General features: G+C 44.2%; 13 protein-coding genes. 12 read left to right on the top strand and 1 reads right to left on the bottom strand.

The features are described 5' to 3' along the window. The first annotated feature begins 34 nt into the window (after positions 1 to 34). The 5 genes from feoA (at position 35) to PR699_RS12920 (ending at position 4286) form a co-directional block, all read left to right on the top strand. Entirely contained in the window at positions 35 to 265 is a 231-nt protein-coding gene (gene feoA / locus PR699_RS12940; protein WP_036942241.1) for a ferrous iron transporter A, read from the top strand. A 56-nt stretch (positions 266 to 321) separates the two neighbouring features. Beyond that, on the top strand, positions 322 to 2640 hold the full coding sequence (gene feoB / locus PR699_RS12935; RefSeq protein WP_014657016.1) for a Fe(2+) transporter permease subunit FeoB: 2319 nt from the start codon (positions 322 to 324) through the stop codon (positions 2638 to 2640). A 12-nt stretch (positions 2641 to 2652) separates the two neighbouring features. After that, positions 2653 to 2904, top strand: a complete 252-nt coding sequence (locus tag PR699_RS12930; RefSeq protein ID WP_014657017.1) for a FeoC-like transcriptional regulator — start codon at positions 2653 to 2655, stop codon at positions 2902 to 2904. Between the two features lie 94 nt (positions 2905 to 2998). After that, complete coding sequence (locus PR699_RS12925) at positions 2999 to 3649, top strand: hypothetical protein (RefSeq protein ID WP_014657018.1); 651 nt, start codon at positions 2999 to 3001, stop codon at positions 3647 to 3649. 7 nt (positions 3650 to 3656) lie between these two features. Then, positions 3657 to 4286, top strand: a complete 630-nt coding sequence (locus tag PR699_RS12920; protein ID WP_014657019.1) for a hypothetical protein — start codon at positions 3657 to 3659, stop codon at positions 4284 to 4286. 44 nt (positions 4287 to 4330) lie between these two features. On the opposite strand, the gene bioH is transcribed toward PR699_RS12920, so the two are convergent. Continuing rightward, positions 4331 to 5110: a pimeloyl-ACP methyl ester esterase BioH gene (bioH, locus tag PR699_RS12915; RefSeq protein WP_004923560.1), complete on the bottom strand. Its 780-nt coding sequence runs from the start codon at positions 5108 to 5110 to the stop codon at positions 4331 to 4333. Between the two features lie 33 nt (positions 5111 to 5143). Here bioH and PR699_RS12910 point away from each other — a divergent pair, with 33 nt between their 5' ends. From PR699_RS12910 to PR699_RS12880, 7 genes are all read left to right on the top strand, one after another. Continuing rightward, positions 5144 to 5827: a hypothetical protein gene (locus PR699_RS12910; RefSeq protein WP_014657020.1), complete on the top strand. Its 684-nt coding sequence runs from the start codon at positions 5144 to 5146 to the stop codon at positions 5825 to 5827. 63 nt (positions 5828 to 5890) lie between these two features. Next, positions 5891 to 6469, top strand: a complete 579-nt coding sequence (nfuA, locus tag PR699_RS12905) for a Fe-S biogenesis protein NfuA (RefSeq protein WP_014657021.1) — start codon at positions 5891 to 5893, stop codon at positions 6467 to 6469. 89 nt (positions 6470 to 6558) lie between these two features. Beyond that, on the top strand, positions 6559 to 6882 hold the full coding sequence (glpE, locus tag PR699_RS12900) for a thiosulfate sulfurtransferase GlpE (protein WP_004923549.1): 324 nt from the start codon (positions 6559 to 6561) through the stop codon (positions 6880 to 6882). Between the two features lie 16 nt (positions 6883 to 6898). Next, the gene (glpG, locus tag PR699_RS12895) at positions 6899 to 7744 is read left to right on the top strand and encodes a rhomboid family intramembrane serine protease GlpG (protein ID WP_014657022.1); all 846 of its coding nucleotides are present in this window, start codon (positions 6899 to 6901) and stop codon (positions 7742 to 7744) included. 30 nt (positions 7745 to 7774) lie between these two features. After that, entirely contained in the window at positions 7775 to 8533 is a 759-nt protein-coding gene (locus PR699_RS12890; RefSeq protein WP_004923543.1) for a DeoR/GlpR family transcriptional regulator, read from the top strand. A gap of 294 nt (positions 8534 to 8827) precedes the next feature. Next, positions 8828 to 10336, top strand: a complete 1509-nt coding sequence (gene glpD, locus PR699_RS12885) for a glycerol-3-phosphate dehydrogenase (RefSeq protein WP_004923536.1) — start codon at positions 8828 to 8830, stop codon at positions 10334 to 10336. 329 nt (positions 10337 to 10665) lie between these two features. Continuing rightward, entirely contained in the window at positions 10666 to 12234 is a 1569-nt protein-coding gene (locus tag PR699_RS12880) for an ATP-binding cassette domain-containing protein (protein WP_014657023.1), read from the top strand. Positions 12235 to 12266: the final 32 nt, after the last annotated feature.

The following is a 12266-nucleotide window of genomic DNA, read 5'->3' as shown; positions in this document are numbered from 1 at the left end:
TCAGTATTATTACCTATGACTAATGGAAGGCGATATGTCACTACTTCCTCAACACAGCTACAAAATACTCGGTTTTTCACCACAGATAAGCCCCGCTTACCGACAAAAACTGCTCTCGCTTGGTTTATTACCGGGTTCCATTTTTAAAGTAGTACGTTTTGCTCCTTTAGGAGACCCAATACAAATCGAAACGCATCGAGTTAGTCTTGTACTACGAAAAAAAGATCTCGCCTTACTCAACCTTGATGAAGCCACGCCGACTTAATATCAGGTGTTGTTATACCACGTTACTATTTTGTATTTTTATTATCGGTAAACACTATGAAACCATTAACCATCGGCCTCATTGGCAATCCAAATGCAGGTAAGACAACGCTATTTAACCAATTAACTGGCTCTCGCCAACGGGTTGGTAACTGGGCTGGTGTCACCGTCGAAAGGAAAGTTGGGCGTTTTAATACGGCTGAGCATCATATTGAATTAGTTGACTTGCCCGGTACTTATTCGCTAACCACCATTTCAGAACAGACATCTCTCGATGAGCAAATCGCCTGCTATTTTATTTTAAGCGGCGAAGCCGATATGCTGATTAACGTCGTCGATGCCTCTAATTTAGAGCGCAACCTCTACCTCACTTTGCAATTAGTGGAGTTGGGGGTGCCTTGCATCATCGCACTTAACATGTTGGATATTGCACAAAGCCAACACATTGAGATTGATGTTGAAAAACTGCAACAGCAGTTGGGTTGCCCTGTCATTCCGTTGGTTTCAACCCGTGCTACAGGGATTGATAAACTCAAACAAGCGATTGATAAACACCCTCAGAACAATATGACAGCGCTGGTTGAATATCCGGCGGCCTTATTACAAGAGGTGGATTCACTCTCTGAGCAGATCTCGGCGCAGCAATTTAGTCAGCAACAACGTCGTTGGTTAGCATTGCAGATACTCGAAGGCGATATTTATAGCCGCCAGCGCGCGAATATTACAGAAGCGCAATTGCAGGCCACTCAACAGCACTTAAAAGCTAGCTTAAATGAAGAGCCTGAACTGTTAATTGCCGATGCCCGCTACCAATCCATTGCAGCGATTTGTGAGAAATCCATCAATAACAGTGCCGCGGAACCCAACAAATTAACGCAATCCCTTGATAGACTCATCCTTAACCGCTGGCTTGGCGTTCCGATTTTTTTATTTGTCATGTACTTAATGTTCGTCTTGGCAATTAATATTGGTGGCGCTTTGCAGCCGTTCTTTGAAGGTGCCTCAGAAGCCATCTTTATCCATGGTATTCAGTGGGTAGGGGCGTATTTCAGTTTCCCTGATTGGCTCACCGTCTTCCTTGCACAAGGTATTGGTGGCGGTATCAATACCGTACTCCCTCTCGTACCGCAAATTGGTATGATGTACCTGTTTTTATCTGTCTTAGAAGACTCGGGCTATATGGCACGAGCCGCCTTTGTGATGGATAGATTAATGCAGGCCTTGGGCTTACCGGGTAAATCCTTCGTGCCATTAATTGTGGGTTTTGGTTGCAATGTTCCCGCCATTATGGGCGCACGTACGTTGGATGCACCTCGTGAGCGCCTCATTACCGTATTAATGGCTCCATTTATGTCTTGTGGTGCACGGCTCGCTATCTTCGCGGTATTCGCCTCCGCGTTTTTTGGGAAAAGTGGCGCAAGTATTGTTTTTTCACTCTATATCCTCGGAATTGTTGTCGCTATCTTAACGGGTTTGCTACTCAAACATACCTTAATGCGTGGTGAAGCCTCTCCTTTTGTGATGGAACTCCCGGTGTATCATGTGCCCCACCTAAAAACGCTGTTGATCCAAACTTGGCAGCGCCTAAAAGGCTTTGTGATCCGTGCTGGTAAAGTTATCGTGGTTGCCAGTATGTTTATCGGCGCTTTAAATAGTTTTTCCCTTTCAGGAAAACCTGTCGATAATATTAATGACTCCGCTCTTGCTTCCGTCAGTAAAGTGATTACCCCTGTTTTACAGCCTATCGGAGTGCATACCGATAACTGGCAAGCCACTGTTGGTTTGATTACTGGTGCGATGGCAAAAGAAGTTGTTGTAGGAACATTAAACACCCTCTACACCGCGGAAAATATCACAGCCGAGCCATTCGATGCCCAATCCTTTGATTTACTCGATGAGTTGGGGGATGCAGTCGCAGAAACTTGGGATAGTTTGAAAGAGACCTTTACCCTAAGTGCACTTTCTAATCCAATCGAGGCAAGTAAAGGCGATGGTGAAATGGCTTCTGGATCCATGGGCACCATGGCAGCCAAATTTGGTTCCGATATTGCCGCATACAGCTACCTTATTTTTGTCTTGCTGTATGTCCCTTGTGTTTCGGTCATGGGGGCTATCGCTCGTGAAACCAATAAAAGCTGGATGGCATTCTCCATTTTATGGGGGCTGAATGTGGCTTATAGCCTTGCGGCTCTGTTCTACCAAGCTGCAACTTTTAGCCAGCACCCGCAAAGCAGCTTAATTATTATTGTTGCAGTTATCATATTTAATCTTGTGCTGTTTACCTTATTGCGCCGAGCACGGAGCAGAGTAACACTGAATCTGGCAAATCAAACCGCCAAATCCTGTTCCGACTGCTCAGGCAAGGCCTGCCACTAACGGGGAATAACGATGGTCAGCTTGTTACAAATCAGGGATTTAATTGCACTGTATGGGCAAGCTGACCTCGACTTACTCAGCCAACGACTCCATGCCCCTAAATCACTTATCCAAGCGATGCTCGATAAATTAGTCGCAATGAACAAAATCGAAAAAGTCGATATAACAGCCTGTTTAACCGGAACAAGCTGTAAAGGATGCCCCGAAAGCAGTAATTGCTCACACCCTTTATATAAAATAAAGTCACCCCCGCTCTGTGAGTGACTTACGCGACCTCGACAATGTCTCTTTTTTAAAGTTTTAATCAAATTACTCACTAAAATACATGACTTCATTCAGGTTAAAAGAGGAAGTATGTATGACAAGATTTGATAAAAGCCTATTTTTAAATAATACGCTTAATTACCTTCGTCAATTCGGCTATCAAGCAATCCCATCAGAAGTGAAATATAATTTAACCAAAGGCCTTACCGCTTATTTCCTCGTTACCTCAGTGAAAAATAGTGGTAACAGTTACATCAGCTTGTTATCGCGAGCGCAAGATTATCTTAATCGTACTCACTTAACTTCAAATAAAACCGATATCTCCCATGAATTACTCACAACAAGTATCAAAAAAGTACTTGATATCCAAAAACCCTTAGATGTGATTAAACGCTATCAAGACTATCATGCCAGCTCTAGCAAAATTGATCGCCGAGGCTTAGGCGTCAAACAATCACTCACACCCCACCAAAAAGCAGATATTGAAAGCAGCCAACATTTCAAAAAATATAGTGACAGCGTTCATCAATTAGCTGAACAATATTTTAATGCACTGAAAAATAAAGCACTTAAAAACGTTGATGAGCTCGACCCCTCATTAAATAAGGTTTTATTTAAAAAATTACTCAGCAGATACCCCAATAATTTATCAAAACTCATTACCAAATCCGATAAAAGCCTAATAGAGGCCTGCTTTAATACCGCTGCGGAACAAATGCGTTGCCCCCAAGTTAAAGCAATATGACCAATTTATGGCAAAAAATGGATTTATCACAGCGAGTGAAACTGAGCTTAGCTATTTTTTTCAAATAAAAACGCCTGTTGAAATTAAACTAGGGTTACGTGAAGACGCCCGGCAGGCTGAAACAGGCAATAAAGAGACAGGGATACAAATTTTTGCCGGTAAAGATACATTAGCGGCCTATATCCGTAAAAATCCAGCGGATGATGTCACAACTTTCACCCTCTTTGACCCTAATGTCGGTGTTGAAAAATTCTATAGTATTGACGCCTTTCTTACGACGCTGATTAGCAAAGCTACGGCTTATAACCTTGAAAATGGCTATTCTACCGAAACATTGAAATACAAAAAGTTTTATTACCACCGACCACCCGCCGCCGACCAAGAACAAACGGCAACCCATCGTGCAAACCTTTTTGCGCCGTCCGCGCCACCACTCCCTTTTGAGCCTTCCGCCCCACCCGAGGCGTTGATGGCAGAAGACACGGTTGGCTCTACCAGCTCTGCCGTTCCTCCATCTTATGGCGAACTATTTCTAGGGGATAAATCCCCTTTAGCGCTCCATGACGCACATCTTTCTGGGCAGCACAACGCACCAGCTCCCCCTTATGCCCTATTTTCGCCTACCCAGCAACGTTAGTTTTATCATTTTACTCAGTGGCTTATTGCCACTGAGCTAATAGGTCACTCTTCCAATCGTGCCAGAAAGTCCAGTAAATATTCACAAAATTCATCTGGATGGGAAATGAAGGGTGCATGGGCGCTATGGCGCATCACAACAGAAGGTGAATTAGGATAACGTTCATCAAGTAATGTCGCGACTTTACGTGGCACCAAACCATCTAAGTAACCATAAAGACGTAAAAATGGCACGGTGAGAGCTTTAAGCTCCTCACGTAAATCTGTAATACGTAAAATTTCTAGCCCTGCATTTAGAATTTCCACTTTTGGCATAGGCTGCTCGAGCACCACAGATTTTAGCAATTTAGCATCTTGACGAGCGCTTTCAGTGCCTAACGTTTGCAATGCTAAAAAACGTTCGACTGTGCGCTGAAAATCTGTCGATAGTTGCTGTTCAAACCCAAGTAGCACCGTTGATTTTATCCCTGGCCAGCTCCCCTCATGGGCTTGAAAACAAGGTGATGAAGCGACCGTAATCAATCCTTTTACCTGCTGAGGATGGCTAAGTGCAATATGACTGGCGATTAATCCCCCCAGTGACCACCCGAGCCAAATAGCCTCTTTAGGCGCCTGCTGCCATAAAGTATCAGCCATCGCGGCTAAATTCATCGCATCAAACCCTTGGCTACGACCATAGCCAGGCATGTCAACTAAATGCAAACGAAAATGCGGTGAGATTCGCGGAATAATGGAACGCCACACTTCGGCATTCAGCCCCCATCCGTGCAGCAACACAAGATCTTGAGAACCTTCACCGATTGTCTCCCAGTACAACTGCGTCATGGTTACACTCTCTTTTTTCACAGGAATATGCTTATGCTAACAATGCAAGGTGCCTGTTGGCTATGCCAGCAGCCATTAAAATTAGTAGATCACGGGATTTGTGCGTTCTGCATAAAGCGCATCCCAACCATGTCAAATGTCTGCCATCGGTGCGCACTACCAGCCGAACAAGGCCACATCCTATGTGGTCGCTGCTTAATTCAGCCGCCTGCGTGGCATCGGTTAATCGCTGTTAGCCCCTATCAAGCCCCTTTACGTAAATTAATCCATCGTTATAAGTTTAACCCACAGCCTCAATTAGCTTTCACGCTTGCTAAAGTGTACGCATTACATTGGCTTAATGGTTATCGCCAGCAGCTTTGGCCTAAGCCTGATAGGCTTTTGACAATCCCTTCACACCCTAAGCGGCTATGGTTACGTGAATTTGACCACATTGCTTTTATCGGTGAATATTTAGCCAAGTGGTTAAATATTGCCTATTCGCGAAATTCATTATTGCGCACTCGTGATACACTGGCTCAGATAACATTAAAACGTAAACACCGCCACAGCAATCTTAATGGCGCATTTACCCTAACAACCCCTGTCATAGGGCAGCACGTCGCTATTTTTGATGATGTGCTGACGACAGGCGCGACGATGCAAGCCGCGGCACAATTGCTGATTTGTGCGGGTGTAGAGACAGTACAGGCTTGGTCACTCTGTCGCACCTTGTAGGAATGGGGCAAATGGGCGTATTATAACCAACTAAAGCGGTCAACTATTATTGAGCAAATGATTATGATTAATATTACTGAAGCAGCACAGGCTCATTTTGCCAAATTACTGGAAAACCAAGAGCCAGGCACCCAAATTCGCGTGTTTGTCATCAACCCAGGCACACCTTCTGCTGAATGTGGCGTTTCCTACTGCCCACCGGACGCTGTTGAAGCAACAGACCAAGAATTGAAATTTGAGCGCCTATCCGCTTATGTTGATGAGATCAGCGCACCATTCTTAGAAGACGCAGAAATTGATTTCGTGACAGATCAGTTGGGTTCACAACTGACGCTCAAAGCGCCTAACGCAAAAATGCGCAAAGTCTCTGATGACGCACCTCTTATCGAACGTGTTGAGTATGTTTTACAATCACAAATTAACCCACAACTTGCAAGCCATGGCGGTCGTGTCTCACTGATGGAGATCACTGATGACGGCTTTGCTATTTTACAGTTTGGTGGCGGTTGTAACGGCTGTTCAATGGTCGATGTCACATTAAAAGAAGGGATTGAAAAAGAACTTCTCAAAATGTTTGAAGGCGAGCTAAAAGGTGTTAAAGATCTTACTGAGCACCAACGTGGTGAGCATTCGTTCTACTAATTGTTCACCTAAACTTGCTAATCTGACGGCGCCCGTATCTTATTGCGGGTGTCTTTTATTATTTCATCACCTTTATAATTCGGTATTTTATGGAACAATTTGAGACGCTAACGCCTGCACAGGCATACCAACATTGGGTTGATGGCACCGCGATATTAGTGGATGTTCGTGACCCACAAAGCTTCCGTGCGGGACACGCAAGTGGCGCCTATCATTTGACCAATGAAACACTGAGCGCATTTTTAGCACAAACAGACTATGAGCAGACCATCATGGTGATGTGTTATCACGGTCATAGCAGCCAAGGAGCTGCACAGTACTTAATTAATATTGGCTTCGAATCCGTCTACAGTATCAATGGTGGTTTTGAGGCTTGGTTGAGGGAATATCCACAAGCCGTTACGGCTCTCTAAGCGAGAAAATCCATTCATGATCCATGTTGTTTCATTCACAAATCCCAGAATGGCCCAGGCTTTTGTCGATTATATGGCAAGCCAACATATCGAATTAAAAGTCCATCCTGTTCCAGAGCAGCAGCAAATAGAGCTTTGGCTTCAAGATGAGCAATATCTCGCAAAAGTACAGCAAGAGCTTAACCTTTTTTTGCAAGATCCATCAAACCCCCGTTATACCGAAGCAAGCTGGAAAATAGGTAACACCCAAACCGCGTTTAAATATCGCAACACTTTGACCTTGGCTAATCTCAAAGCACAATCAGGTCCTTTAACCATCGCCGTCATACTGATCTGTGCTGGCGTTTATTTTTGGTTAGCCATAACCCAGCACCTTGATGTGCTACGTTATCTTGCATGGCCACGGGAAGGGCAGCAATTTGAACTTTGGCGGTGGTTTAGCCCTGCATTCGTTCAATTTTCCCTATCTCAGCTCATTTTTAACCTCGTTTTGTGGTGGTATTTAGCTAGCCAAGTTGAACGTAGGCTAGGCTCCGGTAAATTACTAACGATCTTTTTAGTATCTGCCTTATTCTGTAATTGGGGGCAATCGCTGTATAGTGCATCTAATTTTGGTGGACTATCTGGGGTTGTCTACGCGCTGATCAGCTACGTTTGGCTAATGGGTGAACGTCAACCCGAAAAAGAGGTCAGTGCTCCGAGAGGGTTAATCATTCTAGTTGTTGTTTGGCTCGTGTTAGGTAACTTAGAAATTTTAGGTCCTGATATCGCAAATGCCTCACATATATCGGGGTTAATTATCGGATTATTGATGGGAATATGGGATAATCGACATACTTTTACATCCCATCGCTCCAGATAGAACATACATATTTAGTTAGAGGCTAACACCGTGAAACAGACCCAGAGACATGATGCAATCATCGAACTCGTTCGCCTTCAGGGCTATGTGAGCACTGAAGAGCTTGTTGAGCATTTCGAGGTTAGCCCTCAGACGATCCGTCGTGACCTCAACGACCTCGCAGAACAAAATAGGATCCAGCGCCACCATGGTGGTGCAGCCCTGCCTTCTAGCTCGGTTAATGCGGCCTATCACGACCGTAAAATCATGTGGTCAAATGAAAAAGCTCGCATTGCTCAACGCGTTGCCAGCCAGATCCCTGATGGTGCAACCTTATTTATCGATATCGGTACAACCCCTGAAGCCGTGGCTCATGCACTGGTGAATCATAAAAATCTACGGGTCGTGACCAACAACCTAAACGTCGCCACACTGCTAATGCCAAAAGAAGACTTCCGCTTGATCCTCGCGGGTGGCGAAGTACGCTCACGCGATGGCGGCATTGTTGGTGAGGCAACTCTGGATTTTATCTCACAATTTAGGCTGGATTACGGTATCTTAGGGATCAGCGGCATTGATATGGATGGTTCACTACTTGAGTTTGATTATCACGAAGTGCGCACCAAACGCGCAATTATCGAAAACTCACGTTGTGTGATGCTAGTCACTGACCACTCAAAATTTGGTCGTAATGCCATGGTCAACCTCGGCAATATGAATCTGATCGATCATTTATTTACCGACAAGCTACCACCTGAAAGCATTCAAAAAGTGATTGAACAGCACAATGTACAGCTCGAGCTGTGCTAATACTTTAATCTAGATGGTAGTATCGGCTACCATCTTTCCTTTCCTACCAAACTTAACCTTTTCGTTAACCCTCTCGATAACGCTCTCAATGACATTCTTTCGTTAATGTTCGAACATTTTCACTTTGTAAAAATAGTCACAGTATATGTGTGGTTATTGAAAATAATTTGTTACCTTTATCACGAGTTGTTGTTTTTTGTTGGTTAACAGTTGGCATATTAATCGATTTTGATTACAATCAAATGAGCGAAAACGAACATTATAGAAAACGTTTCGAACATCTCAGGGGGATGCATGGAAACTAAAGACTTGATTGTAATCGGCGGCGGTATAAACGGCGCTGGTATCGCGGCAGATGCCGCTGGCCGTGGATTATCTGTATTGCTGCTTGAAGCTCAAGACTTAGCAAGTGCGACATCATCTGCGAGTTCAAAACTGATCCACGGTGGTTTACGTTATCTTGAGCATTATGAATTTCGCCTTGTGAGTGAAGCACTTGCTGAACGCGAGGTGTTATTAAAACTTGCGCCACACATTGCGTTTCCAATGCGCTTCCGTCTGCCGCACCAACCTCACTTACGCCCAGCTTGGATGATCCGTATTGGCTTATTCCTGTATGATCACTTGGGTAAACGTACCAGCTTGCCCGGCAGTAAAGGGTTAAAATTTGGTCAAAATTCCGTCCTTAAGCCAGAACTTAACAAAGGTTTCGAATATTCAGACTGTTGGGTCGATGATGCGCGTTTGGTTGTATTAAACGCTCAAGAAGTGGTACGTAAAAATGGTGAGGTTCGTACACGTACAAAAGTCACTCGAGCCTATCGTGAAGATGGCTTATGGGTGGTTGAAGCAGAAGACCTGCGCACTGGTGAAAAAGAAACTTGGAAGGCGAAAGGTTTAGTTAACGCTACTGGCCCATGGGTAAAAGAGTTCTTTGACGATGGTTTGAAACTCAAATCACCTTATGGCATTCGTCTTATCAAAGGTAGCCATATTGTTGTGCCTCGCGCTCATGATGAGCCACAAGCTTATATTTTACAAAATGAAGACAACCGTATTGTGTTTGTGATCCCTTGGATGGATGAATTTTCCATTATCGGCACCACCGATGTCGAATACAAAGGCGATCCAAAAAATGTTCGTATTGATGACAATGAAGTGAACTACTTACTAAAAGTCTATAACGATCATTTCAAAAAACAGTTGAGCAAAGCGGATATTGTTTGGGATTACTCAGGGGTTCGTCCATTATGTGACGATGAGTCTGATTCACCACAAGCCATTACACGTGACTACACACTCGATATTCACGATGAAAATGGCAAAGCACCGCTGCTGTCTGTTTTCGGCGGTAAATTAACCACTTATCGTAAACTCGCAGAAGCGGCTGTCGGTAAACTTGCGCCTTACTACCCAAATGCAGGTGCAGCATGGACTAAAAATGGTGTGCTGCCTGGTGGTGATATTGAAGGTTGTGATCGTGATGGTTATGCACGCTTACTACGTCAACGTTACAATTGGCTACCAGAAGGCCTTGCTCTACGTTTTGCAAGAACATACGGTAGTCAAAGCAAGTTGATCCTCGAAGGCGCTAACTCACTCAGCGATCTTGGCGAAGCATTCGGTCATAACGTCTATGAAGCAGAGCTACGTTACTTAGTCGAACATGAGTGGGTTACTGAATTAGATGACGCTATCTGGCGTCGTACCAAATTGGGCATGTGGCTGAACGAAAGTGAAAAACAGCGCATCGCACAATGGTTGGCAGAGCATGTGAACGTCGCTCAACCAGCCACAGTTTAGTTGTAAAAATCTCGTTGGCAATGCACCAAAAGCCAGTCGGTTTATCATCGGCTGGCTTTTCTTTTGGAATTTATACTGACCCATAGAGCACAATACCTACTACTTTATCAGTTGCCTAAACGCATAGAGTTTGATTAAATAATCAAATCACTCTTTCTTCCACCTAGCTAAAGGTATTCCCCGACGATGATTTGAGATCTGCCAGAAAATGCTTACAGATACCCAACACGGTATTTCTTTTTCTGTTTTTGGCAGACAATGGTCATCAATCGTCTCATTTCTTGAAAGATAGCACGCTGTTGTCTGCCCCCTGCTCTCAGGAGGTACACATGACTGTTGCTTGTCATTTTTCACAATTTAATATCGAATTTCACCAAACAGCGCTTTTTCCCCCCTTAAATGGCTCCTTGATATGCCAAAAAAATGCGTTAATTGGCAACAATGGCAAAGGAAAGTCTGTATTAATGCGGCTACTTGCTCAACAAATGCAACCAACCTCAGGCTACGTTAGTTGGGCGATGCCTTTTATGCACGTTGACCAGCTCACACGCTTAGAAGGAGATACCATCGCAGACGCTTTAGGTGTTAGCCCCTTGGTCGATGCATTTACAAGAGTCGATTCGGGTAATGCGACTATGGAGGACTTAGAGCTATTGGAAGATAAATGGCATTTACCTGCCATTTGGCAGAGCTTATTGGACTCAGCCAAATTACCCGTGATGATAGATGCTCCAATTAATCACTTAAGTGGTGGTGAGCGAACTCGTCTTGCATTATGTCGAGCCTTCTTACATAAAGACCATTTTCTGTTATTAGATGAACCCGATAACCACCTTGACCATGAGGGTCGCCAGTGGCTAAGCAATAAATTGGCAGAACATAAAGCAGGCTCTTTGGTTATTACTCATAACCGAGCTTTACTGGCTCATATGCAAATGATTTTTGAGTTAACCGATAAAGGGCTACATGAATATGGCGGCAACTATGCCCTTTATGAAGAACAAAAACATTTTGCTATGGCAGCCATTGAGGCCAAAACCGAACGGCTAGACAACCAAATCCGCCAAGAAAAACGCCAACAACACGCCACGTTGCAAAAAGCAGAGCAACGACGCAAACAAGGCGAAAAAGTTCGTTATAGTGGCTCTCAGTCCTTATTGCTACTGGATATGCAAACCAATCGTGCGCAAAAAAGACAATCTAACGTGGCTGAACGCCATCAGCGTGTTATGAACGATTTACAAGGCCAATTACAGGACGTACAAGACAAACAGATCCATAATAAACAACAGAAAATGACGTTAAATTACCAGCCAGATGGTCGTAAGGTCACGATTTTTGCCTCTCAGCTACAACTGCCTTATGGCTACACGGAGCCTGTTTCTTTCACTGCCTATACAGGAGAACATTGGCACATTAAAGGCCGTAATGGCAGCGGTAAATCAACATTGTTAAAAAACCTTGCGGGGATGATTACTGCGGTATCCGGAGAATACCGAATTAACCCTGCATTTTGTTATCTCGATCAACATCTCAATTTATTGGATAAAACCCTCCCCGTCGCGGAAGCGCTACAACGCTATCAACCTGCATTTACCGTTGAACAATGGCGCACCCAATTGGGCATGCTCAGGATCCGAGGGGATAAGTCACTCCAACCACTTAGCCAACTTAGCGGTGGTGAACAACTAAAAGCGACGCTATTAGCGCTAACCCATAGCCCAACCCCCCCTGCGATATTGTTACTGGATGAACCTGATAACCACCTTGATTTAGATTCAAAAACACTATTGGAAGGATTACTCAGCGACTACAAAGGCACGCTTTTTTTGGTGTCGCATGATGAGACTTTTGTTGAACAATGTGGGATGACCAATGAATTAGTGCTGGCAAATTAACCTTTTTATGCCATTGGCTGCCTACTGGCAGC

It is taken from the genome of Providencia sp. PROV268 (genome assembly GCF_028477805.1).
In the GTDB taxonomy this organism is placed as follows: domain Bacteria; phylum Pseudomonadota; class Gammaproteobacteria; order Enterobacterales; family Enterobacteriaceae; genus Providencia; species Providencia stuartii.
Note: the sequence above shows the minus strand (reverse complement) of the source record. Positions and strands in the feature narration are given on the sequence as shown.

Excerpts from the sequence above, each read along its gene's own strand:
- glpE (WP_004923549.1), top strand. The coding sequence starts at position 6,559 with ATGGAACAATTTGAGACGCTAACGCCTGCACAGGCATACCAACATTGG.
- feoB (WP_014657016.1), top strand. The coding sequence starts at position 322 with ATGAAACCATTAACCATCGGCCTCATTGGCAATCCAAATGCAGGTAAG.
- feoA (WP_036942241.1), top strand. The coding sequence starts at position 35 with ATGTCACTACTTCCTCAACACAGCTACAAAATACTCGGTTTTTCACCA.
- nfuA (WP_014657021.1), top strand. The coding sequence starts at position 5,891 with ATGATTAATATTACTGAAGCAGCACAGGCTCATTTTGCCAAATTACTG.
- PR699_RS12920 (WP_014657019.1), top strand. The coding sequence starts at position 3,657 with ATGGCAAAAAATGGATTTATCACAGCGAGTGAAACTGAGCTTAGCTAT.
- PR699_RS12880 (WP_014657023.1), top strand. The coding sequence starts at position 10,666 with ATGACTGTTGCTTGTCATTTTTCACAATTTAATATCGAATTTCACCAA.
- PR699_RS12910 (WP_014657020.1), top strand. The coding sequence starts at position 5,144 with ATGCTAACAATGCAAGGTGCCTGTTGGCTATGCCAGCAGCCATTAAAA.
- PR699_RS12930 (WP_014657017.1), top strand. The coding sequence starts at position 2,653 with ATGGTCAGCTTGTTACAAATCAGGGATTTAATTGCACTGTATGGGCAA.
- glpD (WP_004923536.1), top strand. The coding sequence starts at position 8,828 with ATGGAAACTAAAGACTTGATTGTAATCGGCGGCGGTATAAACGGCGCT.
- glpG (WP_014657022.1), top strand. The coding sequence starts at position 6,899 with ATGATCCATGTTGTTTCATTCACAAATCCCAGAATGGCCCAGGCTTTT.
- PR699_RS12925 (WP_014657018.1), top strand. The coding sequence starts at position 2,999 with ATGACAAGATTTGATAAAAGCCTATTTTTAAATAATACGCTTAATTAC.
- bioH (WP_004923560.1), bottom strand. The coding sequence starts at position 5,110 with ATGACGCAGTTGTACTGGGAGACAATCGGTGAAGGTTCTCAAGATCTT.